Annotated in this window: 18 protein-coding genes and 1 rRNA gene; 9 read left to right on the top strand and 10 right to left on the bottom strand. The window is 72.1% G+C overall.

Annotated elements, in window-relative coordinates; all coding sequences use genetic code 11:
* Positions 1-77 (top strand): 5S ribosomal RNA (rrf, locus tag ACFP1K_RS41400); the annotation flags it as partial.
* A gap of 877 nt (positions 78-954) precedes the next feature.
* On the opposite strand, the gene ACFP1K_RS24705 is transcribed toward rrf, so the two are convergent.
* The 5 genes from ACFP1K_RS24705 to ACFP1K_RS24725 form a co-directional block, all read right to left on the bottom strand.
* Positions 955-1356, bottom strand: coding sequence for an NUDIX hydrolase (locus ACFP1K_RS24705; protein WP_380757363.1), 402 nt, complete (start codon positions 1354-1356; stop codon positions 955-957).
* Between the two features lie 1767 nt (positions 1357-3123).
* Positions 3124-3486: a YciI family protein gene (locus ACFP1K_RS24710; RefSeq protein WP_380757366.1), complete on the bottom strand. Its 363-nt coding sequence runs from the start codon at positions 3484-3486 to the stop codon at positions 3124-3126.
* Positions 3487-3568: 82 nt separating this feature from the next.
* The gene (locus ACFP1K_RS24715) at positions 3569-5044 is read right to left on the bottom strand and encodes a phosphodiester glycosidase family protein (protein WP_380757368.1); all 1476 of its coding nucleotides are present in this window, start codon (positions 5042-5044) and stop codon (positions 3569-3571) included.
* Positions 5045-5222: 178 nt separating this feature from the next.
* Positions 5223-6335: a DmpA family aminopeptidase gene (locus ACFP1K_RS24720; protein ID WP_380757370.1), complete on the bottom strand. Its 1113-nt coding sequence runs from the start codon at positions 6333-6335 to the stop codon at positions 5223-5225.
* A 27-nt stretch (positions 6336-6362) separates the two neighbouring features.
* Positions 6363-7973, bottom strand: coding sequence for a PucR family transcriptional regulator (locus ACFP1K_RS24725; protein WP_380757372.1), 1611 nt, complete (start codon positions 7971-7973; stop codon positions 6363-6365).
* A 272-nt stretch (positions 7974-8245) separates the two neighbouring features.
* Here ACFP1K_RS24725 and ACFP1K_RS24730 point away from each other — a divergent pair, with 272 nt between their 5' ends.
* The 3 genes from ACFP1K_RS24730 (at position 8246) to ACFP1K_RS24740 (ending at position 12400) form a co-directional block, all read left to right on the top strand.
* Positions 8246-9544: an aspartate aminotransferase family protein gene (locus ACFP1K_RS24730; RefSeq protein WP_380757374.1), complete on the top strand. Its 1299-nt coding sequence runs from the start codon at positions 8246-8248 to the stop codon at positions 9542-9544.
* Positions 9541-11046 carry a CoA-acylating methylmalonate-semialdehyde dehydrogenase gene (locus tag ACFP1K_RS24735; protein WP_380757376.1) on the top strand — a complete coding sequence of 502 codons (1506 nt, stop codon included), beginning with the start codon at positions 9541-9543 and terminating at the stop codon, positions 11044-11046. Before ACFP1K_RS24730 ends, ACFP1K_RS24735 begins: the two co-directional genes overlap by 4 nt.
* Before the next feature lie 91 nt (positions 11047-11137).
* The gene (locus ACFP1K_RS24740) at positions 11138-12400 is read left to right on the top strand and encodes an extracellular solute-binding protein (RefSeq protein ID WP_380757380.1); all 1263 of its coding nucleotides are present in this window, start codon (positions 11138-11140) and stop codon (positions 12398-12400) included.
* Here ACFP1K_RS24740 and ACFP1K_RS24745 read toward each other — a convergent pair.
* Both ACFP1K_RS24745 and gabT read right to left on the bottom strand, forming a co-directional pair.
* On the bottom strand, positions 12397-12645 hold the full coding sequence (locus ACFP1K_RS24745; protein ID WP_380757489.1) for a hypothetical protein: 249 nt from the start codon (positions 12643-12645) through the stop codon (positions 12397-12399). The two genes, ACFP1K_RS24740 and ACFP1K_RS24745, sit on opposite strands and share 4 nt — an antisense overlap.
* A 167-nt stretch (positions 12646-12812) precedes the next feature.
* Entirely contained in the window at positions 12813-14198 is a 1386-nt protein-coding gene (gabT, locus tag ACFP1K_RS24750; protein WP_380757382.1) for a 4-aminobutyrate--2-oxoglutarate transaminase, read from the bottom strand.
* 130 nt (positions 14199-14328) lie between these two features.
* On the opposite strand from gabT, the gene ACFP1K_RS24755 reads away from it, so the two are divergent.
* On the top strand, positions 14329-15768 hold the full coding sequence (locus ACFP1K_RS24755) for a PucR family transcriptional regulator (protein WP_380757386.1): 1440 nt from the start codon (positions 14329-14331) through the stop codon (positions 15766-15768).
* A 31-nt stretch (positions 15769-15799) separates the two neighbouring features.
* Here the strand turns inward: ACFP1K_RS24755 and ACFP1K_RS24760 are convergent, their stop codons facing one another.
* Entirely contained in the window at positions 15800-16447 is a 648-nt protein-coding gene (locus tag ACFP1K_RS24760) for a TetR/AcrR family transcriptional regulator (RefSeq protein WP_380757390.1), read from the bottom strand.
* Between the two features lie 226 nt (positions 16448-16673).
* Between ACFP1K_RS24760 and ACFP1K_RS24765 the strand changes: the two genes are divergently transcribed.
* Complete coding sequence (locus ACFP1K_RS24765) at positions 16674-18101, top strand: aldehyde dehydrogenase family protein (RefSeq protein ID WP_380757392.1); 1428 nt, start codon at positions 16674-16676, stop codon at positions 18099-18101.
* A 4-nt stretch (positions 18102-18105) separates the two neighbouring features.
* Here ACFP1K_RS24765 and ACFP1K_RS24770 read toward each other — a convergent pair whose 3' ends face one another.
* Together ACFP1K_RS24770 and ACFP1K_RS24775 are read right to left on the bottom strand one after the other, a co-directional pair.
* Entirely contained in the window at positions 18106-19083 is a 978-nt protein-coding gene (locus ACFP1K_RS24770; RefSeq protein ID WP_380757394.1) for a trypsin-like serine peptidase, read from the bottom strand.
* 51 nt (positions 19084-19134) lie between these two features.
* The gene (locus ACFP1K_RS24775) at positions 19135-20265 is read right to left on the bottom strand and encodes a trypsin-like serine peptidase (RefSeq protein ID WP_380757396.1); all 1131 of its coding nucleotides are present in this window, start codon (positions 20263-20265) and stop codon (positions 19135-19137) included.
* A gap of 321 nt (positions 20266-20586) precedes the next feature.
* Here ACFP1K_RS24775 and dxr point away from each other — a divergent pair, with 321 nt between their 5' ends.
* The 3 genes from dxr (at position 20587) to ACFP1K_RS24790 (ending at position 24517) form a co-directional block, all read left to right on the top strand.
* Entirely contained in the window at positions 20587-21798 is a 1212-nt protein-coding gene (gene dxr, locus ACFP1K_RS24780; RefSeq protein ID WP_380757399.1) for a 1-deoxy-D-xylulose-5-phosphate reductoisomerase, read from the top strand.
* Between the two features lie 100 nt (positions 21799-21898).
* On the top strand, positions 21899-23062 hold the full coding sequence (gene ispG / locus ACFP1K_RS24785; protein ID WP_380757402.1) for a flavodoxin-dependent (E)-4-hydroxy-3-methylbut-2-enyl-diphosphate synthase: 1164 nt from the start codon (positions 21899-21901) through the stop codon (positions 23060-23062).
* Between the two features lie 363 nt (positions 23063-23425).
* A complete protein-coding gene (locus ACFP1K_RS24790) occupies positions 23426-24517 on the top strand; it encodes a PP2C family protein-serine/threonine phosphatase (RefSeq protein ID WP_380757405.1) in 1092 nt (363 codons plus the stop codon).
* Positions 24518-24545: the final 28 nt, after the last annotated feature.

A 24545-nucleotide genomic window follows, 5' to 3' on the forward strand; every position in this document is an offset into this window, starting at 1 on the left:
CGAACCCGGAAGTTAAGCTGTTCAGCGCCGATGGTACTGCACCGGGGACGGTGTGGGAGAGTAGGACACCGCCGGACAAACATTCACAACACACCTGGTGTGTTGTCACGAAACGGCCGCCCAGACTTGTCTGGGCGGCCGTTTCGCGTTCCCGACGCATCCGGTATCCCTCGCGTCATCACAGCAACGGCCGCCCAGGCTCACCCCCCGGGCGGCCTTTTCGCATTCCACGAAACATTCCCCCTCCCGCTGCTTCCGCTCCTGGTGCCGGTGCCGGTGCCGGTGCCGGTGCCGGTGCCGGTGCACCAGCCCCAGCCCTCGCCCCACCCGTCCGCCCTCCGAGTCCGGGTTTGTTTCCGGCGCCGCGACGGCGGGACGTGGTGCGGCGAATCCGGCGCCGTCTTACGGTGGACAACCCGCGTGCGGGCGACGCCGGTGAAACGGTCCTTGCCAGAGGGCGCGCTCCGCGCGGAAAGCCGCAAGTGCTGTGCTCATGCGGGGGACACCCCCGCACCCCCGGGCCTGCCGGGCTCACCCTGCGCCACCGCGACGCGTTCCGCCAGGCCGGTGTCCCGCCGTACAGCGGCGCCGGATCCGCCGCACCACGACCCGCCGCCTCGGCGCCGAATGACGAACCCCGACGAGACGGCAGGGCTTCGCGGCGGCGCCGACGTCGGCGCGGACGTGGGACGCCGACGTACGGCGTGGTCGTACGGCGTGGTCGTACGGCCGAAAATCCGTGGTGTGTGCGGCGGCGATGAATCTGTCCCTGTGGAGGACGCGCTTCGCGCGGAAGGCGTAAGGGCTGTTCTCCTGCGGGGGACACTCTCGTACCCCCCGAGCCTGCCGGGCTCACCGTGCGCCACCGCCATGCGTTTCAGTCCATGCTCGCTGGTCCAATTCGTGCCCGGAGCAATCGTCAATACCCTGTGGATCGGTTCGGGTGTTGCTGAGTCAGTGAAGTTGTCCGGCCTGGTGTAGGTCATCGAAGATGATCTGGTCGACGGGGGACACGCGGTTGCGGTCGGCGTAGGTCAGCCAGGTGATTTCTTCGATCTCGTTGCTGGGTGTCGGTGTCCCGTGATGGTCGGCGGTGTAGCAGGTCATCTGGACGGTGATGCCGTCGGCGTGGCCATGTGCTTGGGCTTGGTAGGTGCCCATATGGGTGGCGGTGGCGGGGAGGATCTTGACGGAGAGCTCCTCGTCGATCTCGCGGGTGAGTGTGTCGAGGTCGGTTTCGCCTGGTTCGCGTTTGCCGCCGGGGAGGTAGTAGATGTTCTTGCCTCGTGAGCGGGTGCTGAGGATCTTGCCGTTGTCCAGGTGGATCCAGGCGATCTTGTCGATGATGCTGCTCACGGTGTGCTCCTACTTGCGGGGTAGTGGGGTGTCAGGCGGCCAAGTCGTCGGGTCATTCGAGGAGTTTCCCGTAGATGAAGATTGCTCCAGTGCGGACGAGGACGACCGGGTGGGTGCGTTGCCTGCTCGCCAGTCCTGGGGAAACACTTCTCGCGGCGCGGACCGGAAGCCGAGCGCGCCGTCCCCGATCGCCGGCACCGGCGCCCGCACCCCGCGCCGTTTGGCGGCCAGGCCGGCAGGATAGATGAGGAGAATAGCCGCTGCTCGCCGGTGGCCTCGTCGATGCGCTTGTCGTTAACGTGCGAGGCTTGACCTCGTTCGCGCCTACCGCGGTGAGGATCTCTCGCGGCTGGTGTGAGCTGTTACGCACCACCAAGTGGCGACCGCGCTCGTTACGCTCGTCAGCGAAGGTGGCGACGCAGGCGTCCAGCTCGGCCCGCTTCCCGACCGGCGTTGGCTCGTCCGCCTTATCTCGAAACCTTTATCGGATGACCCGGGAAGGTACACCCTTCCCGGCAGATCCACAGGTTTCGATCATGGCTCCCGCCCCGGCTTCCGTGCCTTACCGTCCGGCTTCTAGATTCTGTAACCCTCTGCGGACTGAGGCGGCGTGACGTTGTACGACGAATCCGTCGCCGCCCTCGGCGGTAACCGGGCTCCCCAGCCGGCTCCCTCGTGGTGAGCTTCAGACACGACCAGGGGTCCGGGGATCAACAAGATCAATGCCAAGAACGCCGCTTGACGTGGATGACCCCCACCCTTGTCGTCTAGCCAGCACCCGCCCTGCCTCCGTCCCGGAGATGCGCTCGTGGATCCTCAACACCCCCATCCGCGCGACGCTCGTCCACACCATGCGGTCCATCAGAGGAGCCGGTTTCTCGCCGTAGAACGGCGCCGGATTCGCCGCACCACGTCCCGCCGCCTCGGCGCCGGAGAGAAGACGACTCACCCGTGGGGCGTTGGGGTGGCTGGGCTGGGGGCCGTGTCCGGCGCCCCCAAGGCGCGATGTCCCGGAAAGCTCCCCTGGGGCGTTGGGGTGGGCCAGGCGCTAGCGCCGTGTACGGCGGGCCCGAGGCCACGGACGGTGGCCCGGAGAGTTGCGGGCGGTGGGGCGGGTTGGGGGCCGTGTCGGGCGCCCCCCGAGGCCACGATGTCCCTGAACGCTCACCTGGGGCGGTGAGGCGAGCAGGGCGCTAGCGCGCCGTATTCGGCGTGTCCGAGGGCATGGATGGTGGCTGCGGAAGCCGGGATGACCTTGGAAAGGCTTACCTGTGGGCGGTGGGGTGGGCTGGGGGGGGCGGGTGACGTCCCCTGAAATGGTGTAACTCCTGGGGATCTTCGTGAAGGGTGTCGATGGCCCGCCACCTGGCGCCTAGGGCGGCGCGTTCATGATCACGGCCACGGAAATCACACCACCTGGCGGGACGTCACCGGGGGCCCGTGTTCGGTGGCCCCCGGGCCACGATGTCCCGGAGCCACGATGTCCCGGAATGCTCGCCTGGGGCGGTGGGGTGGGCGGGGCGCTGGCGCTGTGCCTGGCGTGTCCTAAGCCACGGACGGTGGCTGCGCGGAAGCCGGGCTGACCTTGGGAAGGCACAGCTTTGGGCGGTGGGGCGTGTCCGGTGTGCCCGGGGCGATGGGGCGTGCCCCGGGAGCCGTGATGGGCCCGGAAAGTCTTGCGGGGGGGCGGTGGGCTTGGGGGCCAGCCGTGTGGGGCGGGTTTGGGGCGTCAGATGGAGGGGGTGAGGGCGATGCGGGGGTGGGGGGTTAGAGGGCGGGGGCGGTGGGGGTCATTAGGGGGCGGACTTCTATGGCGGTGTATTTGGCGTCGGGGATCATGGTGGCTAGGGCTAGGGCGCGGGGTTTGGTGTCGCAGTCGATCAAGTAGTAGCCGCAGAAGTACTCCTTGGTTTCCAGGTAGGGGCCGTCGGTTATGGCGGGGGTGTTGTTGCGGATGCGGACGGTTGTGGTGTGGGAGGGGGCGCAGAGGGGTTCGGTGGAGAGGAGTTCGCCGGACTTGGTGATCAAGTCGATGAAGTCGGTGTGGCCTTGGAAGACTTCCTGGCGGTCGGCTTCGGAGAGGGTGTCCCAGATTTCGGTGTTCATGTGGATCAGCAGCATGTACTTCATGGGAGGCGTCCTCACGTCGGTGGCCTTACGTGAGGTGGTCGGAGCCGATGAGGGTTGCTCGACATCTTGCGGGGAGGAAATTTCAGGGGGTGATGAGCAGGGCGTCGCCTACGCCGCGTTCGGTGCCGTCGGAGGGGCGGTTGACGGGCTTGCCTTTGACGATCATGGCGCTGGAGCCGCCGCCGTCGAGGTTGATGGCCTGGCGGGCGCCGAGCCACACCATCAGGCGGGCGGCCTCGACCATGGAGGCGCCGACGGTGGAGCCGGGGCGGCGGCCGTCGACGGTGACGAGCAGGAGCATGCCGGACCTGGTGACGCCGGCCAGGGTGCGGGGGTGGCGGCGGAGGATCATGTTGACGCTGGCCTGGCCGTCGGCCTTGGCGGTGACGCGTTCGCGGCCGTTGCGGACCAGGCCCACGCCCCCGCCGATGACGCTGGTCTGCGGGGTGAGGGGGATGGCCTTGCCGGTGCGCAGGTCGATGACCTTGGTGGCGACCTTGACGGTCCACTTCTCCCAGGCGTGCGACCAGATCCAGTCGGCCATGATGCCGGTGCCGTGCAGGACGCGGGTGCCGGGCTCGACCTTGCCGCCGGACGCGCGCAGCTCCAGCACCCCGCCCTCGGCGTCGAGCACGGCCTCGGCGCCGTCGTCGGCGGGGGTCTTGGCGCCGTACTCCTCGGTGTACAGGACCAGCTCGTCGGGCTGGGCGACGCGGTTGACGCCGGTGATGGCGGTCTTCTCGCCGTCGGCGGAGGTGACGGTGACGTCGGTCCTGATCTCGGTGATCCGGGCGGTGCGGTCCTTGAGGATCAGGGCGCTGCGGCCGGCGACGGCCTCGCTGAGTAGCTTCCCGTCCACCACGGAGACGCCGACGGGCTCGCCGCGCAGGTGCTTCTCGGTGTGAATGTTGAAGAACCCGCCGTTGACCGCGGCGATGGCCCCGGCCTGTTTGGCCATGGAGGACGTCGTCTCGCGGGCGGCGACGGTCTTGCCGAGGCTGGCGTGGTACGAGCCACGGAAGACGCGGGGGTCGACGCTCAGGACGCGGATGTCCCAAGGGCCGGTGGTCTGCGTACCGTCATCTCCGAGAAAGTCCACCTTTGAGGAGATTCCAGCCTCTTTGAGTTGTTTAACCATTTCGGCGGCCTTGTCGCGCTGATCGAGCGGCCACAACCCGACCCGTGCCATGTATCCGGTGCCCTCCGGGAAATCGGCGACCCCCGGCCGGACGAATTCCGTCAGGGCCGCGGGGAATCCGGCCGCCCGCGCGCTCTCGGCCGCGGCCTCCGCGTTCGCGCGCGAGCCGGAGTCCTTGCCCTTCATCAGCAGCGACACGGTGTAGCCGTCGCCCTTCTTGCCGTGCCGCACGGTGTACAAGTCGATCCCGGCCGCCACGGCCTTGTGCTTCTGCCTGGCGGCGGTTGGTTCGCCCAGCGGGAACTCCTTCGAGGGGAGCGTCCACCGCGCAGGCTCCGCGGCCGCCGTGGCCGTCAGCGCGGGCACGGAGGCCGCGGTGACGATGAAGACGGCAAGTCCGGCGAGAAGGCGACGTGGCATCAGGGGCTCCCGTGGGTGTTTCAGTCCTCGGTGCACCATGGTGTGGGGAGTGACCGGTCTTGCGCCGGTGAACGCGCCAACATCTACGAGAATGTAACCCGGCATATAGGGTGCGGTTCGCCGCGAGCCGCCGACAAGTAATGCTTTTACCGGTAAATGCCCAGGTAAATGGGTGAATTCAGCCGAGCAGCGCGGCGAGGCGTTCGCCGTCCAGGCCGTGCACGGTCACGCCGTCCGCGCCGGTCATGGTCTCCCCGGCCACCAGGGCGTTGACGATGGCCTCCTCGGTCGCCTCGATCACCGCGTAGAACAGCGGGTCGATGTGCTCGTCGGCCAGCACGGTGACCTGGAAGGTGAGCGGCGGGGCGGCGTCCACGGTGTTGGCCGGGAGGTTGCGGTTGGCCGTGGAGAAGCACAGGAAGCCGTCGCCGCTGGAGTTCTCGCCCGCCCCGCCGGTGCGCGCCACGCCGAGCCCGGCCCGCTGGGCCAGGCGGCGGCACTGGTGCGGCAGCAGCGGCGCGTCGGTGGCGATGATGCCGATGATGGACCCCGCGCCCTCGGGCGCCGGCGAGGCGGGCAGCGGCACGTCGGGGAAGGACCGGCCGACCGGGACGCCGTTGACGGTCAGCCGGCGGCGGCTGCCGTGGTTGGCCTGCACGAGCACGCCGACGGTGTAGCCGCCGTGCCGCTCGTCGAGCACGCGGGACGCCGTGCCGATGCCGCCCTTGAAGCCATGACAGATCATGCCGGTGCCGCCGCCGACCGCGCCCTCGGCCACCGGGCCGCCGGACGCCGAGGCGTAGGCGGCCTTGACGTGCTCGGGGCGGACGTGCTGCCCGTCGATATCGTTCAGCGTGCCGTCCCAGGTCTCGCCGACCACCGTCAGGGACCACGCGTACTGGCCCTTGGCCAGCGACGCCACCTCGATCTCCACCAGCGCGTCGCGGACCGTCCCCACCGAGGCGGTGTTGGTCAGGCCGATCGGCGAGCCGAGGATGCCGAACTCCGCGAGGTAGGCGAGGCCCGTGATCTCGCCGTTGCCGTTCAGCCAATGGTAGGAGGCGTAGACCGGCTCGTCGAACGCCGACCCGGCGTGCGGCAGCACCACCGTGACGCCGGTGCGCACCGGGCCCGCGCCGACGACCCGGGGTCCGTCGCCGTGGATCAGGGTGGTGTGCCCGACCTGGACCCCGGGGACGTCGGTGATGGCGTTGTACGTGCCGGGCGTGCCGTCGCCGATCACGATGCCGAGGTCGCGCGCACGCCGGGCGATGGTCTGGCCGGTGGTCAAAGGATCTCCTAGAGAAGGACGGGCCGCTCAGCGGATCTCTCGCCGGAACGACTCCAGCGCCAGCAGGGCGACGTGCAGGGACAGGCAGGAGTCGACGTCGTCCAGGTCGGTGTCGAGGACGCGCTCCAGGCGCCGCAGCCGGTCGTAGAACGCGGGCCGGGACAGGTGGGCGCGCTGGGCGGCCACCGCCTTGTTGCGGCCGGACTCCAGGTAGGTCTTCAGGATGCCGGTCAGGTCGCCGCCCCGGTGCGCGTCGTGCGCCAGCAGCGGCCCGAGCTCGCGTTCGGCGAAGGTCTGCAGCCGGGCGTCGTCGCGCAGCAGGTGGAGCAGGCCGCGCAGCCGCAGGTCGGGCAGGCGGTAGAACGGGCGCCGGTCGGGCTGGCGGGCCGCGGCCTCGGCGACCTGCTCGGCCTCCAGGAAGCTGCGCCGCACGTCGCGCACCGACTCCACGACCGACCCGGCGGCCAGCACGAACGGCGTGGTGAACGTGGTGCGCAGCCGCTCGGCCAGCGCGGTGAGCGCCCCCTCGGCGAGCATGCGCGGCGGCAGGGGCAGCAGGACGCCGACGCGGTTCTGGTCCAGCGCGCCGACCAGCGCGGGCAGCCGGGCGTCGCGGCAGGCGGCGGCGGTGGCCTCGGCCAGCTCGCCGAGCCGGGCCTGGAGGTTCAGCGCGGTGTCGTTGTGCTCGGCCAGCCGCAGCACGACGCTGATCAGCTTGCGCCCGGTGAGCGGCACCCCGACGGCGCGGGCGCGGGCGGCGGCCTCGTCGGGGTCGGCGTAGGCGTGGGTGAGGATGCCGGTGAGGATGGTGCCGTGCGCCTGGCGCTCCAGGCTCTCCTGGTGGCGCTCCAGCAGCCGTCCGAGCGCGAGGGTGGTGGCGGCGCGTTCGGCGAGGACGACGTCGCGCGGGCCGGGCGGCGAGTCGCAGATGATGATGAGCCGGCCCCAGTCGTGGCCGCGCGCCCCGACCATGGTGACCAGCCAGCCGGACGAGGCGTCGTAGGCGGTGCGCTCGCGCGGCGCGACGGCGCGGGACCGCGCCTCCCAGCCGGCCAGCAGGGTGCCGGTGTCGCGGCCGGAGCTCTCGCAGGCCAGTACCTGGTGGGCGAGGTTCTCCAGCACCACGGGCCGCGACGACAACCGGGACACCTGGCCGAGCACCTCGGCGGGGGAGGCGCCCTCGACCGACAGCTCGGTGAACACCTCGTGCAGGTGGTCGGACGCGCGCAGCTCCTCCAGCTGGATGTCGATGATCCGGGCGTGCACCGACTCGGTGATCTGCACGAACGGCGTCTCGCGGGCCAGGGTGACCAGGGGGAGGCCGTGGGTCTCCGCGGCGTCGACCACCGCGCGCGGCAGCTCGCCGACGAACCGGCGGCCGAGCTCGACGATCAGGCCGGACGCGCCGACGCCGGCGAGGTCGGCGATGTAGTCGGCCAGCTTGCCGGGGTCCTCGGGGAGGGCGACGCCGGTGGTGAGGATGAGCTCGCCGCCGCGCAGCAGGTGCGCGATGTCGCTGACCTCGCCGACGTGAACCCACCGCACGCGGGTGTCCAGCCTGTCGGCGCCCGCGACCACGCGCGGGCTGCCCCGGTGAACGGTGTCCAGCGCGAGGACGTCGGCCAGGGTCGGTAGCACATACCGAGCCTATCCGATCAGACTGTAAGGCCGGATGGCCAGTCCTTGACATAGTGTTCGCTAGCGGGCCGATAGGGGCCGATGTGGGCCAACCGGATCGGAGAAATCCGACAGTCAGCCCACTATTCGGATTTTCCCACTATGTCAGGACATTGTGATGATAGGTGGAGCGGACATCAGAAGTGCAGAGCTAGCACGATGTAACGTAATTTCGCGGTTGCCCGACACTGTGCCGCTGGGACCGGACCCCGGAGAGTGGACATAATCGGACTATGTCCGACCTTCTCGCGCGCCATCGCGCGGTCCTGCCGAACTGGTCGCCCCTCTATTACGAGCAGCCCATCGAGATCGTGCGAGGAAAGGGCAATCGGGTCGTGGACGCCGAGGGCCGCAGCTACCTCGACTTCTTCGCCGGGATCCTCACCAACATGATCGGCTACGACGTGCCCGAGGTGCGCCAGGCGGTGGAGCGCCAGCTCGCCACCGGGGTCGTGCACACCAGCACGCTGTACCTGCTGCGCACCCAGATCGAGCTGGCCGAGAAGATCGCCGGCCTGTCCGGCATCCCGGACGCCAAGGTGTTCTTCACCAACTCCGGCACCGAGGCCAACGAGACCGCCCTGCTGCTCGCGACCCACGCCCGCAGGTCGGACCAGGTGCTCGCCATGCGGCAGAGCTACCACGGCCGCAGTTTCGGCGCGATCGCCGTCACCAGCAACCGCGGCTGGAAGAACAACGCGCTGTCGCCGCTCAACGCGCACTTCCTGCACGGCGCCGACCGCCATCTGCCCCAGTTCCGCGGCATGTCCGACGAGGCGTACATCGAGGCGTGCGTCGCGGACCTGCGCCACGTGCTCGCCACCGCCACGGCCCCGGACGTCGCCGCGCTGATCGCCGAGCCGATCCAGGGCGTGGGCGGCTTCACCATGGCGCCCGACGGGTTGTTCGCCGCGTACAAGCAGGTGCTGGACGAGGAGGGCATCCTCTTCATCTCCGACGAGGTGCAGACCGGGTGGGGCCGCACCGGGGAGTCGTTCTTCGGCATCCAGGCGCACGGCGTGACCCCGGACATGATGACCTTCGCCAAGGGCCTCGGCAACGGGTTCGCGGTGGGCGGCGTCGTCGCGCGCGGCGACCTGATGGACGGCCCGAAGGCCATCGGCCTGTCCACCTTCGGCGGCAACCCGATCGCCATGGCCGCGGCGAGCGCCACCCTGGACTACGTGCTCGACCACGACCTGCAGTCCCGGGCCGCCGTCACCGGCGCCGTCCTCATCGACGGGCTGCGCGAGGCCGCGCCCCGCCTGCCCATCGTGGGCGGCGTGCGCGGCAAGGGCCTGATGTTCGCGGTGGACCTGGTCGACCCCGCCACCGGCGAGCCGTCGCCCCCGCTGGCCGCCCGGATGCTGGAGGAGACCAAGAAGCTCGGCCTGCTCGTCGGCAAGGGCGGCCTGTACGGCCACGCGCTGCGCATGGCGCCGCCGCTCACCCTCACCGAGGACGAGGCCCGCGAAGGGCTAGGCCTCCTCGTCGCCGCGCTGGAGACCGTCAACGAGGAGGCGGCCGTATGAGACACGCCGGCCATTGGATCGGCGGCGCCGAGACCGCGGGCGGCGGGCGGCGGGGCGAGATCTTCGACCCGGCCACCGGCGAGGTCGCCGGGTACGTCGACCTGGCGGCCCCCGCGGACGTGGACGCGGCGGTGGCCGCCGCGCGCGCGGCGTTCCCCGGGTGGCGCGACTCCTCGCTGACCCGGCGGTCGAAGGTGCTGTTCGCGTTCCGCGAGCTGATGGACCGGCACCGTGACGAGCTGGCCGCGCTGATCAGCGCCGAGCACGGCAAGGTGCACTCGGACGCGCTCGGCGAGGTGGCCCGCGGCCTGGAGGTGGTGGAGTTCGCCTGCGGGATCCCGCACCTGCTCAAGGGCGGCTTCTCGGAGAACGTCTCCACCGGCGTCGACTCCTTCTCCATCCGCCAGCCGCTCGGCGTCGTGGCGGGCATCACGCCGTTCAACTTCCCGGCCATGGTGCCGATGTGGATGTTCCCGGTCGCCGTCGCCTGCGGCAACACCTTCGTCCTCAAGCCGTCCGAGCGCGACCCGTCGGCGTCGCTGCTGATGGCGCGGCTGTGGAAGGAGGCGGGGCTGCCGGACGGCGTGTTCAACGTCGTGCAGGGCGACAAGGCGGCGGTGGACCGGCTGCTGGAGCACCCCGACGTGCGGGCGGTGTCGTTCGTCGGCTCCACGCCGATCGCGCGGTACGTCTACCAGACGGGTACCGCCAACGGTAAGCGGGTGCAGGCGCTCGGCGGCGCGAAGAACCACATGCTCGTGCTGCCGGACGCCGACCTGGACCTGGTGGCCGACGCGGCCGTCAACGCCGGGTTCGGCTCGGCGGGGGAGCGGTGCATGGCGATCTCCGTCGTGCTCGCCGTCGACCCGGTCGGCGACGAGCTGGTGGCCAAGATCGTCGACCGGGTGGGCAGGCTGACCGTCGGCCCCGGCGACGACCCCGAGTCCGACATGGGGCCCCTGGTCACCGGGACGCACCGCGACAAGGTGGCCTCCTACCTCGACACCGCGCTCGCCGAGGGCGCCAAGCTCGTGGTGGACGGCCGCGAGACCCCGGTCAAGGGCGGCACCGTCGCGGCCCGCACCCCCGGCTTCTGGCTCGGCCCCACGGTGATCGACCACGTGCGCCCCGGCACGTCGGTGCACCGCGACGAGATCTTCGGCCCCGTGCTGTCGGTGGTCAGGGTCGGCTCCTACGACGAGGGCCTGCGCGTCATCAACGAGACCGAGTACGGCAACGGCACCGCCGTGTTCACCAACGACGGCGGCGCCGCCCGCCGATTCCAGAACGAGGTCGAGGTGGGCATGGTCGGCGTCAACGTGCCGATCCCCGTCCCGATGGCCTACTACAGCTTCGGCGGCTGGAAGTCCTCCCTGTTCGGCGACACCCACGTCCACGGCACCGAGGGCGTGCACTTCTACACCAGGGGCAAGGTGATCACCTCCCGCTGGCTCGACCCGAGCCACGGCGGGGTGAACCTCGGCTTCCCCACCAACGGGTAGCGGCCGTTCACCGCGCCCCACCCGCCGGTGTCCGTGGTGCCCGATAGGCTGCGGGCAGCGCGCGTACCGAGGGGGCGGGGGTGGAGCACAGGTGAGGCGGCGGCGTTACGGCCTGACGGCCCTGCTCGCCGCGGCGGCGGTGGTCCTGCCGGGCTGCGCCTCCTCCGGGGACGGGCCCGCGGGTACGACGGCGCCGGTCACGCCGGTCACGCCGCGCGCCGGGGCCGTGTCGGTGCCCGGCCCCGCGGCGTCGGCCCGGCGGACCACGGCCGCGCCGCCCACCCCGGCGACGACGCCCACGCCGTCCCCCTCGCCGACCAAGACGATCGGGCCGGGCGAGGGCTCGGTGACGGTGCTCGCGCCGCGCGGGTACGCCGAGTACGGCGGGTACGACCCCCAGGTCAACTGGGTGGGGCCGTTCGAGCGCGACACCGGCTGCAAGGTCAACCTGCGCTACCCGCCTTCGCCCGGCGAGATGGACGCCATGGCGCGGCGCGTCACCTACGACGTGATCTCGGCGCCGCCGGAGGTCGCCGGACGGCTGATCGCGGAGCGCAGGGCCGCCCCGATCACCACGTCCCTGCTGCCCCACTACGACGACATCCCCCGCTGGCTGCGCACGCAGCGCACCGCCGTGTCCGGGGACGAGGTGTACGGCGTGCCGTACCTGTGGGGGTCCTACGTCACCCTCACCGCGGGCACCGAACGCGGCCTGGACGCCGCGTCGATCTTCTCCAGGCCGGGCTCGATGTCGCTGCGGGACGCCCCGCTGTCCATCGCCGACGCCGCGCTGGCCCTGCGCACGACCCGCCCCGCCCTGGGCGTCCGCGACCCCTTCGAGCTCACCCCGGCCCAGCTCGACGCGGCGGTGGCGCTGCTCGCCGAGCGGCGCGCCGAGCGTACGTACTGGACCGAGACCGTCGAGCCGCTGCAGGGGCTGACCTCCGGCGCGGTGAGCATGACGCGCACCGTGCCCTACCAGCAGGACCTGCTGCGCCGCGCCGGCCGTCCGGTGCGGGCGGTGCCGCAGCGGGAGACCACCGGCTGGGTCGACTCCTGGATGCTCGCGGCCCGCCCGGCCAGCCCCAACTGCGCCTACCGCTGGCTCGACTGGATCGGCTCGCCGGACGCGCAGCGCCAGGCGGCCACGTGGACCGGCTTCGCCCCGGCCAACGCGGAGGCCTGCACCGGCCGTGCCGCCCGGGTCTGCGACGCGTACCGCATGGACGACCAGGCGTGGGTGAAAAAGATCCACTTCGCGGTCCGGCCTACCCGCGACTGCGGCGGCGAGGACACCGGCTGCACCGACTACGCCGACTGGACGGCCCGCTGGCGCGAGCTCGTGCCCGGCTAGGGGGTCGCCGCGCGGCGCGGGTGCGGGTTGCGGCGGGGCGCGGGGGTGGCCGGCTGGAGGGACTTGGCGCAGTCGTCGCAGGCCATCACCGGCGAGCCGTCGGGGAGGCGGCCGGCCTTGACGCGGGGACGTGGCCATTTCTTGTGGCAGACCACGCAGGCGTCGCCGTCGCGCTGCGGGGCGGTCAGGTGTTCAGGGTCGAACGTCGGGGTGCGCCGTGCCGCTCCGGCCGGATCCCAGCTCATCACGCTCCAGTGGTGTGGACGTCTCATACCCGAACCGTTATAACCGGGTAACCCACCGTGATCGACTACGGGGATGCCAAGGAGCGGTTAAATCGCCGGCATCGTGTCCGGCTCTTAACGACAAAAGGTGCACCCGGCGGCAAGCCGGGTGCCCTCCGCCGGGATGGCTAAACGGACGAGATGGCCTTTTCCAGGATCGACAGCCCTTCGTCTACCAATGCATCCGAGATCGACAGCGGCGGCAGAAAACGCAGCACATTGCCGTACGTCCCCGCCGTCAGCACCAGCAGGCCCTCGGCGTGGCAGCGCCGCGCCACCTCGCCGGTCACCGCGGCGTCCGGCTCCGCGGACCCGGGCACCACCAGCTCGATGGCGGTCATCGCGCCCCGCCCCCGCACGTCGCCCACCACGTCGAACCGCTCCGCCAGCGCCCGCAGCCGCGGCAGCATCAGGTCGCCGATGCGGCGGGCCCGCTCCACCAGGCCGTCCGCCTCGATGGTCTCCAGCACGGCCAGCGCCGCCTCGCACGCCAGCGGATTGCCGCCGTAGGTGCCGCCGAGGCCGCCGACGTGCACGGCGTCCAGCAGTTCGGCCCTGCCGGTCACCGCGGCCAGCGGCAGGCCGCCCGCGATGCCCTTGGCCGTGCAGATGATGTCGGGCACCAGGCCCTCGTCCTCGCACGCGAACAGGTGGCCGGTGCGGGCGAAGCCGGTCTGCACCTCGTCGGCGACGAACACGATGCCGTTGGCCCTGGCGTACTCCAGCAGGCCGGGCAGGAAGCCGCGGGCGGGCTCGATGAAACCGCCCTCGCCCTGGATCGGCTCGATCACGATGGCGGCGACGTTGTGCGCGCCGATCTGCTTGTCGATCGCGTCGGTCACCTGCGCCAGCGCCTCGGCCGCGCAGTTCTCCGCCCCGCCCGGCCAGCGGAACGGGTAGGCCATCGGCATGCGGTACACCTCGGGGGCATACGGCCCGAAGCCCTGCTTGTAGGGCATGTTCTTGGCCGTGAGCGTCATGGTGAGCAGCGTGCGGCCGTGGTAGCCGTGGTCGAACACCACAACGGCCTGGCGGCCCGTCGCGTGCCTGGCCACCTTCACGGCGTTCTCCACGGCCTCGGCGCCGGAGTTGACGAGGAACGACCGCTTCTCGTGGTCGCCGGGCGTGAGGGCGTTCAGCTTCTCGCAGACCTCGACGTACGACTCGTACGGCGTGACCATGAAGCAGGTGTGGGTGAAATCGCCGACCTGCCTGCGCACCCGCTCCACCACGCGCGGCGCGGCGTTGCCCACCGTGGTCACCGCGATGCCCGAGCCGAAGTCGATCAGGGAGTTGCCGTCGGCGTCCACCACCACGCCGCCCCCGGCGTGCGTGACGAACACCGGCAGCGTGGTGCCGATGCCCGGCGGCACGGCCGAGCGCTTGCGGGCGAACATCTCCTGCGACCTCGGCCCCGGGATCGCCGTCACCAGGCGGCGTTCCTGCGGCAGCGAGGGCCCGCCCTCGGTGATGGCCGGCCGGCCGGAGGCGTGTGCGTCGTGCTCGATGCTCATGCTCCCGACGGTACGGCGGCCACCCCCGGCTGCCGACCCGGCGACATGGCACAATGTGGACATCCTGCTTGTCCAGGGTGTACAAGTCCCGACGGGCTGGGGGGCTGTGATGGCGCCGATCCTACGGCGCGTGGTGGGGATCACCTCGCTGGGACTGCGGGTGCTCGCCGGCGTCGCGGCGCTGGACCGCCCCGTCCGCTGGGTCGCGGTCAGCGAGCTGGAGGACCCCACCCCGTTCCTCGAAGGCGACGAGCTTGTGCTCACCACCGGGATGCGGCTCACCCCGCAAGACGCCGGGCCGTACGTCTCCCGGCTGGTCGGGCGCGGGGTCGCCGGGATGGGCTTCGGGGTCGGCCTCGGGCACGACGACGTGCCGCCGGAGTTCGTGGCGGCGGCGGCCGAGGCGGGGATGCCGCTGGTCGAGGTGCCGCGGCAGACGCCGTTCATCGCCGTCGGCAAGGCCGTCAGCGAGCTGCTGGCCGCCGAGCGGTACGAGGAGCTGAGCAGCGCCTTCGCCGCCCAGGAGCGCCTGACCCGGGCGGCGCTGCGGCCCGGCGGGCTCGCGGCGGTGGTCGACAGGCTCGCCAGGGAGATCCACGGGTGGGCGGTGCTGCTCGGCCCGGACGGCGAGCCGCTGCACGCCGCGGGGGAGGGCGCCGCGGCGGGGACGGCGCTGGTGCGGGCCGAGCTCGGACGGCTGCGCTCCCCGGGCGCGCCCGCCAGCCTGGCGCTGTCCGCGCCGGGCGAGCACGTCGTCGTGCGTCCGCTCGGGGAACGGCACAGGCTCGGGGGGTTCTTCGCGGCCGGGGCGGCCGGGCCGTTCACGCCGGTCGGGCAGACCGTGGTCAACACCGCGGGTTCACTGCTCGCGTTGTCGCTGGCCCGGGGCCGGGACCAGCTCGCCGCGGCCCGCCGGGTCCGCGCGGCCGTGCTGGAGCTGCTGCTCGCCGGGGAGCACGAGGCGGCCGGACGGGCGATCGAGGCGCTCGGCGGCGGGCTGCCGGCCGGGCCGGTCACGGTGCTGGCCTGCGAGCCGCACGACGCCGAGGCCCTGTACGACGCGCTGCCCGGCTTCACCGCGCCGTGGGACGGCCTGGTGGTGGCGCTGGTCCCGGCGGGGGAGGCCGAGCGGGCCGCCGGGATCGCCGGGACGCGCGGCCGGGTGGGGGTCAGCGCGCCGGTGCGGCAGGACGAGCTGGCCACCGGCCTGGACCAGGCCCGGCTCGCCCTCGGCTCCGCGGGCCCGGTGACCCGTTTCGCCGACCTCGCCGGGCAGGGCCTGCTGTCGCTGGTCGACCCCGGCCTGCTGTCGGGGTTCGCCACGTCGCTGCTCGCGCCGCTGCGGGAGTACGGCTCGCGGGCCGACCTGGTGGAGTCGCTGCGGGCCTACCTGGCGTGCAACGGGCACTGGGACGCCGCGGCGCAACGGCTCGGGGTGCACCGGCACACCCTGCGGTACCGCATGCGCCGGGTCGGCGAGCTGCTCGGCCGGGACCTGGACGACCCGGCGGTGCGCGCCGAGCTGTGGGTGGCGCTGTCCGCCCGGCCCCGGGCGCCGCTCAAGCGCTGAGCCGCCGGGGGAGACCCGGCCGCGTCGCCGGTCAGAGGGAGACCGGCAGGGCGTCCTTGTAGATCAGGTAGCGGCTGATGGCCGCTATGGTGACCGAGAGGTAGACCTGGTCGTCGCGGAGGTGACCGGCGCGTTCCAGGCTGACGGCGCCCTGCGCGGCGGCCCACAGGCAGTCGGCGATCTTGCGGGGCTGGGTGGGCACCATGTACCCGGCCGCGATGCAGTCGGCGATGGCGCGGTCCAGGATGTTGACCGCGGCCCTGGCCAGGGTGCGGGCCCGCTCGCTCGGCTCGAAGCCGGGGATGGCCTTCTCGAACATCACGCTGTAGAACCCCGGCTCGGCCAGGCACGCCTCGCGGTAGGCGGGGCCGAGGGACGCGAGGTAGGTCAGCGGGTCGGGATGGCGCGGCACGGCCGCGAGCCGACGGCGGAACCGCTCGAAGCCCTCGAGGTAGATCGCCTCGGCCAGGCCTTCCTTGTTGCCGAACATCGTGTAGACGACGGTGGTCGAGCACCCCGCCTCGGCCGCGATCCGGCGGACCGTCAGGCTGTCGGCACCGTGCGTGAGGAGAAGCTGGCCCGCGACGGCGATGAGGCGGCTGCGGAGCTCTTCCTGAGAGGTCTGGCCTGCCGCTGAGTACGCACCCTGAAGACCGAGCGGCGGCGCCGGCGAACCCATGAGAGACCTGACCCCTTCTCCACAAGGGTCCCGCGCGGACCCGCATGGTGACTTAACCATGTGCTGAGAGCTTCAAACCGCTCAACAATGAATCATCCATAAATCGCGGCATGTCTGTTACAGAAAAGGGAAAGACGGTGCCTTATGCGGGATGTAGCGGTGCCACGTTTCGCTTGTCCGCACTGGAGTGGAGCCGGCCCGCCCGTCCTGACATACGGTCGGAAGCATGGACGTACACCCCTTCTGGCTCGCCGGATCGCCCGCGACCGGTGACGCCGAGCTGACGGTGACCAACTCCCACGACGGACGGGTCGTCGGCGTCGCGTCGGTGCCTGCCCCCGAGCAGGTGGAGGAGGCGGTGGCCGCCGCGCACGCGGTGCGCAAGGAGGCCGCGGGCCTGCCGATCCATGTGCGGGCCGAGGCGCTGGCCCACGTGTCGCGGCGCCTGGCCGAGCGGGCCGAGGAGATCGCCCGGCTGATCAGCGCGGAGAACGGCAAGCCCGTCTTCTGGGCGCGCGGCGAGGTGAGCCGCGCCGTGTCGACCTTCCGCTTCGCCGCCGAGGAGGCCAGGAGGTTCAGCGGCGCCGTGCAGCGGCTGGACACCGAGCCCGCCGCGGCCGGTCGCCTGGCCTATGTGTCCAGGCAGCCGTACGGGCCGGTGCTGGCCATCACGCCGTTCAACTTCCCGCTCAACCTGGTGGCGCACAAGGTGGCCCCGGCCATCGCGGTCGGCGCGCCGGTGCTGGTGAAGCCCGCCCCGGCCACCCCGCTGTCCGCGCTGCTTCTCGGCGAGCTGCTGGCCGAGACCGATCTGCCGGCCGGGATGTTCTCGGTCCTGCCGGTGCCCAACGAGCGGGCGGGCGCGCTGGTCGACGACCCGCGGCTGCCGGTGGTGTCGTTCACCGGCTCCGGGCCGGTCGGCTTCGCGCTCAAGGACCGGGTGCCGCGCAAGCACGTCACCCTGGAGCTCGGTGGCAACGCCGCGGCGGTGGTGCTCGCCGACGCCGACCTCGACTGGGCGGCGGCCAGGATCGCGTTGTTCTCCAACTACCAGGCCGGGCAGAGCTGCATCGCCGTTCAGCGGGTGATCGTGGAGGAGCCGGTACGCGAGGCGTTCACGGCCAAGCTGCTGGCCGCGGTGGAGAGCCTCGTGGTCGGCGACCCCGCCGACGACAAGACGCAGGTCGGGCCGATGGTGTCGGCGGACGCGGCCGAGCGGGTGGAGCGGTGGATCGCCGAGGCCGTCGAGGGCGGTGCCCGGGTGCTCACCGGGGGCGGCAGGGACGGCGCCACGATCGCGCCGACCGTGCTCGCCGACGTGCCGGACGAGGCCAAGGTGGTGCGCGAGGAGGTCTTCGGGCCGGTGCTGGTGCTCCAGCCGGTCGCCTCGGTGGACGAGGCGTTCCAGGCGGTCAACGACTCGAAGTTCGGCCTGCAGGCGGGGGTGTTCACCCGGGACATCGGGGTGGCGTTCCGCGCGGCCAAGGAACTGGAGGTCGGCGGGGTGATCGTCGGCGACGTGCCGTCGTACCGGGCCGACCAGATGCCGTACGGCGGCCTCAAGGAGTCGGGCATCGGACGCGAGGGGCTGCGCTCGGCCATGGAGGACTACACCTACGAGAAGGTGATGGTGCTCACCGGGCTCGCGCTGTAGCGGCTCAGGCATTCTGCGCCACCTCGAACAGCCGCCTGGCCTGGTCCCCGAAGTAGGGGCCGTACATCGTGGTGGCGTCGTCGCTGTACTTGAAGCTGCTGACCGACGTCACCACGCCCCGGCCGGTCGCCGGGTCGAACGAGCTGAGCCAGGGGCCGCCGCTGGACCCGGCGGTCAGGTCGCACCGGATGCCCTGGTCGTGGGTCTGCCGGTGGGGGTCCCCGTGCGGTGCGCCCGCGCAGTAGACCAGGTGCTCGCCGTCGTAGGGCGGGTCGGCGGGGAAGCCGAAGCCGAACGCGCGGGCGCCGCGCGGCCGGTTGAACGCGATGTCCTGGCCGCCGACCACCTGGGTCAGGTGGCGCCCGGCGGCGGGCGCGACGGCGACCATCGCGAGGTCGTAGCTGTCGTCGCCCCTGGCCGACCACGGCTCGGGGACGAACATGCGGCGGGCGGTGAAGGCGCCGAACGGCCTGTGCCCGGCCTCGTAGCCGGGGACGAACGTCCAGTTCTCCGCCCAGGGGCCCGCGCCGTCCTTGACGCAGTGGCCGGCGGTGACCACCACGTCCATGTTGCGGCTGCGCACCACGCCCGCCGAGCAGACGTAGTCGGTGCCGCGCATCGTGAGGAAGACCCGCCCCGTGGTGCGTGACACCGCGCCGCCCGCGGCCCACCGCGACCCCCTGGTGGCCGGCCTGGCGGCCCTTGAACGCATCGGGAGCAGCTTCGGGCGGGGGAAGGTGCCGAGCAGCGTCGCCGGCATGGCGCGCGCCATGCGCTCGGGGGTCCAGTGGCCGAGCGCTCGGCGGCGCTCGGCCGCCGTGCGGGTGGCGGTGTGCCCGGCCACCACCTGCCCGGGGGCCACCGGACCGGCCCCCGGGCCCGCGCCGCCGGGCCGGGCGGCCGGTCCCTGATCCGCGGGGACGGCCGCCAGCAGCCCGGCGACGAGCGGCACGGTGGTGATCAGCGGGAGGATCGGGGTCATGGCTCCCGAGTGTGGACTACCCAGAGTGCCCGCGCCGACGCTTTCGGTAAATCAGGTGGTGCCCTCGTTCTGCGCGGCGGTGTAGACGGCCTGGGCCTCGTTGCCGAAGTACGGGCCGAACATCCAGAACGACGCGAAGTTGTACTTGAAGCTGTTCACCGAGTTCAGCGTGCCCGCGCCGGTGGTCTCGTTGAAGTTGATGAACCACCCGCCGCCGCTGGAGCCGCCGGTCATGTCGCAGGTGAGCCCGTGGTCGCTGGACAGCAGGAAGTCGTCGAACGCCCGGCCGCTGCAATAGATCATCTTGGAGCCGTCGTAGGGGCTGGCCGCCGGGTAGCCGAAGGCGTACATCTGCTTCCTGCGGCCCTGGTTGAACGCCACGCCCTGCCCGCCGACCACGTCCACCAGGCGCTGGCCGTTGAGGGGGGCGACGACGGCCGCGGCCATGTCGTAGTTCATGTCCTCGCTGGCGTTCCACTGCGGCGTGGTGAGCAGGCTGGTGGCGATCCAGGTGCCGTGCGGGCGGTTGCCCGCGTTGTAGCCGGGGACGAACACCCAGTTGGTGTGGAAGGCGCCGCCGAGCTTCACGCAGTGCCCGGCGGTGACGACCACGCTCTTGTTGGCGCTGCTCACCGCGGTGCCCGAGCACGACGCGTTGCGGCCCTGGTAGGTGAAGAAGACCCGGCCCTCGGTCTTCACGATGGCGCCCGCGCCGGTCCACGGGGCGCCCGAGGAGCGGGCGGCGAGCAGGGAGGCGGACGGGGTGGGGCTCGGGCTCGCGCTCGGGCTCGGCGTGGGCGTCGCGGCGGCGGAGGGGGTGGTCTCCGGCGCCGGGGACGGCTCCTCGGCCGGGGCGGCGCCCTTTCGGACGACGCGGGCCGCGGCCGGGGCGACCGGCTTGATCATCACGGCCTTGCCGCCGGTGGAGGGGGCGGCCGTGGTGCGGCCGTTGCGGGACCTGGTGATGGTGAGCGGCTTGGCGGCGGCCATCTTGGCCACGGTCCAGAACTGCTTGACGTCGCGCTGCTCGGTCTTGGAGTCGGCCGCGTCGTGGACGATGGGTCGCGGGGCGGCCGGCTTGGCCGCGCTGTCGCCGGAGGCGGGGGCGGACAGCAGGACGCCCGCCGCCGCGACCGGTGCGATGACGGCGATAGGCAGCAGGCGTCGTGTCGTGGGATGCATTCGGTCCTCCGTGCTGTGGGGCGTGCTCGACCCGGGCGGCCCCGGCGGGACCAGTGCGCGCGAACGCGCGAACGGCGCGCACGGTGCGTTGTCCCGGCCGGCTCCCGGGTGGGTCGGGTGCCATGTCCTGTCGGGGGACCGTAGTGGCGTGGATCGCCGCATTTCTCGTGATTCACCTAGACGGATATGGCGGGATTCGGGCATTTATCAGCAGGTTTCTCACCCGTCGCTGTGGTGACGGGAAACGTCCCCGGGCGAGGTGTCCCGGCCGACTGCGGACGGTGGCCGGGCGGGCGGCGGCGCGGCCGCGATAATGGGGACATGCAGACGCCTCTCGCGGCACCGGCCGGAATCGCCGGCGCCGCTCCCGCCGGCCCCCGGGCCGTCGTCGTGCTCGGATCAACCGGCTCGGTCGGCACCCAGGCGCTGGACGTCATCCAGCGCGAGCCCGGCCGGTTCCGGGTCGCCGGACTGGTGGCGGGCGGCGGGCAGATCGGCCTGCTGGCCCGCCAGGTGGAGCGCTTCCGGCCCGAGGTGGTGGCGGTCGCCGACGAGCGGGCCGTCGCGGAGCTGCGCGAGGCGGTCGGGCCGTCCGTGCGCGTCCTGGCCGGCGCCGAGGGCGTGGCCGAGGTTGCCGCGTGGCCGTGCGACGTCGTGCTGAACGGCATCACCGGGGCCGTCGGCCTCACCTCCACGCTGGCCGCGCTGGAGGCCGGGCGGGTGCTGGCCCTGGCCAACAAGGAGTCGCTGATCATCGGCGGCCCGCTGGTGAAGCGGCTGGCCGGCCCCGGGAGCATCCTGCCGGTCGACTCCGAGCACTCGGCGCTCGCCCAGTGCCTGTGGGCGGCCGGGCCCTCCGGGTACGACCCGGCGGTGGTGCGGCGGCTCGTCGTCACCGCCAGCGGGGGGCCGTTCCGGGGGCGTAAGCGCGACGAGCTGACCGGCGTCACGCCCGAGCAGGCGCTGCGCCACCCCACGTGGGACATGGGGCAGATGATCACCCTCAACTCCGCGACCCTGGTCAACAAGGGGCTGGAGGTCATCGAGGCCAGCCTGCTGTTCGACATCCCCTTCGACCGCATCACCGTGGTCGTCCACCCGCAGTCGGTCATCCACTCCATGGTCGAGTTCGTGGACGGCTCCACCATCGCCCAGGCCAGCCCGCCCGACATGCGGCTGCCGATCTCGCTGACCCTCGGCTGGCCCGCCAGGGTCGCCGGGGCGGCCCGCCCGGTCGACTGGACCAAGGCGCACACCTGGACCTTCGAGCCGCTGGACGACCAGGCGTTCCCGGCCGTCGCGCTGGCGCGGCACGTCGGCGGGCAGGGCGGCACCGCGCCCGCCGTGTACAACGCGGCCAACGAGGTGTGCGTGGCGGCGTTCCTGGCCGGGCGGCTGCCGTTCCCCGGCATCGTGGACACCGTGGCCGCCGTGGTTGGCGAGCACACCGTCACGCCCGCGGAGTCGGTGGGCGAGGTGCTCGCGGCGGACTCCTGGGCGCGGGCGCGGGCGGGGGAGCTGGTGGTGGCCTGAATGGGCCGCCTTTGCCGCCCTGAGTCGCCGTCCGGTCCGGCGGGGTACCTAAACTGGGGAGGTCTGAGCGTGTCGCCGAACACCCAAGGTGCTGGAAAATATGACATCTGTTGATCTGGGGATTCCGTCGGTCCGGACCAAGCCGATCGCCGAGCGGCGGGTCACCCGGCAGATCATGGTGGGCTCGGTGCCGGTGGGCGGGGACGCGCCCGTGTCCGTGCAGTCGATGACCACCACGGTGACCGCCGACATCAACGCCACACTGCAGCAGATCGCCGAGCTGACCGCCTCCGGCTGCCAGATCGTCCGGGTCGCGGTCCCCTCCAACGACGACGCCGAGGCGCTGCCGATCATCGCCCGCAAGTCGCAGATCCCGGTGATCGCCGACATCCACTTCCAGCCGCGGTACGTCTTCGCCGCCATCGAGGCCGGGTGCGCGGCGGTCCGGGTCAACCCCGGCAACATCAAGCGGTTCGACGACAAGGTCGCCGAGATCGCGCGCGAGGCCGGTCAGGCGGGCGTGCCGATCCGCATCGGCGTCAACGCCGGCTCGCTGGACGAGCGCATCATGGCCAAGTACGGCAAAGCCACCCCCGAGGCGCTGGTCGAGTCCGCGCTGTGGGAGTGCTCGCTGTTCGAGGAGCACGGCTTCACCGACCTGAAGATCTCGGTCAAGCACCACGACCCCGTGGTGATGGTCCAGGCCTACCGCTTGCTCGCCGCGCGGTGCGACTACCCCCTGCACCTCGGGGTGACCGAGGCGGGACCCACGTTCCAGGGGACGGTCAAGTCGGCCGTGGCCTTCGGGGCGCTGCTGGCCGAGGGCATCGGGGACACCATCCGCGTGTCGCTGTCGGCGCCCCCGGTGGAGGAGGTCAAGGTCGGCCTCGCCATCCTCGAATCGCTCAACCTCCGCAAGCGGGGCCTGGAGATCGTGTCGTGCCCCTCGTGCGGGCGGGCGCAGGTCGACGTGTACACCCTGGCCGAGCGGGTGCAGGCCGGGCTGGACGGCTTGCCGGTGCCGCTGCGGGTCGCGGTGATGGGCTGCGTCGTCAACGGCCCGGGGGAGGCCCGCGAGGCCGACCTCGGCGTGGCGTCCGGCAACGGCAAGGGCCAGATCTTCGTCAAGGGCAAGGTCGTCAAGACCGTCCCCGAGTCCCAGATCGTGGAGACCCTCATCGAGGAGGCCCTCCGCCTCGCCGAGGAGATGGGCCCCGCCGACGACGCCGAGGCCGGTACGGGCCCGCAGGTGGTCGTCAGCTGACAGTCTCCTGATTTCCGCGGGCCCGTAGGGGTCGTCAGCTGACCGTCTCCCGGTCTCAACGGGCCCGTAAGTGGTTGCCGGCCCGGCCCGGGCCGGCGGGCCACGGACGGTCGTCCGCCGGCCTTCTCCGGGTCAACCGTTTCCCGGCCCTGGGGCAACCGTCTCTCGCGCCGGGTCATGCCGTCCCCAGGTCCGGCCCGGCGCATGGGCGTGGGAGGGCGTTTCGCGGGGGCGTGTGCCGCCCCGGGCCGCGTACCGTCCGACCTGGTAGGTCGGGCCCGCGTGGGCTGACGGGGGACTGGCGCGCCCTTCCTGCGCGGTGAGCGGCTGGTGTAAGCAAGAAGGGTGCGACCTTGGGCTCGCATGCCTGATCAGCACCTGTCGTGGCGGCCGGGTCACGTCCTGGTGGCGATACCGGTCGGTCTGATCCTGGTGATCACCGTGCTGGAGCTGGTGGTGCCGTGGGAGGTGCGGCTGACCCCCCTGCTGGTGACGGCGCCCGCGATCACCGCCTCGTTCGCGGGGCCGCGGCTGACCGCCGTGATCGGCGCCCTGGCCGTCGTCGACCACCTGCTGCTCGACGTCGTCGACGACCTGATCGGCACGCTGGTCATGCGGGCGGAGCTACTGGCGCTGATCGTGGTCACCGCGTTCCTCGTGCTCTTCTCCTTCATCCGCGACCGCCACCGGGAGGAGCTGACCCGGGTGCGGTCGGTGTCCGAGGCGGCCCAGCACGCGCTGCTGCGCCCTCTGCCGCCCCGGATCGGGCCGCTGGAGGTCGCCTGCGTCTACCTGGCCGCGGAGGAGGAGGCCCAGATCGGCGGCGACCTGTACGCGGGTGTGCGCGTCGCCACGGGGACCCGGCTGGTGATCGGCGACGTGCGGGGCAAGGGGATGCCGTCGGTGTCGGACGCGACGGTGTTCCTCGGCGCGTTCCGGGAGGCCGCGCGGCGGCGGGCGACCCTGCCGCAGGTGGTCGGGCACCTGGAGGAGAGCGTCGCGGCCGAGTACGCCGAGCGCGCGGCCGACTGCTCCGAGGTCATCGAGAACTTCATCACCGCGGCCGTGCTGGAGGTGCCGGACGACCTCCCGGTGCTGAAGATGATCAACTGCGGGCACCCGCCGCCCCTGCTGGTGCGCTCGCACGAGGTCACGTTCCTCGCCGTGGCCCGGCCCACCGTCCCGCTCGGCCTCGGCGAACTGGCGCACGCCGAGTGCCAGGTGGCGACGTTCGCCTTCGAGGCCGGGGACACGCTGCTGCTGTACACCGACGGGGTGGTGGAGGCGCGCGATCCCGACGGGGTGTTCTATCCCCTGGCCGAGAGGATGGCCAAGTGGCAGGGGGACGGGCCCAGGGCCCTGGTCGAGTACGTGCGCGCGGACCTGCTGGCCTATGTGGGGGGCCGTCTCGGGGACGACGCGGCCATGGTCGCCCTCCAGCGCGTCTCGTACTGACCCGCCGCTGGCGTGCCCGCGGCGTGTG

This window comes from Sphaerisporangium aureirubrum (assembly GCF_042658925.1).
In the GTDB taxonomy this organism is placed as follows: domain Bacteria; phylum Actinomycetota; class Actinomycetes; order Streptosporangiales; family Streptosporangiaceae; genus Sphaerisporangium; species Sphaerisporangium aureirubrum.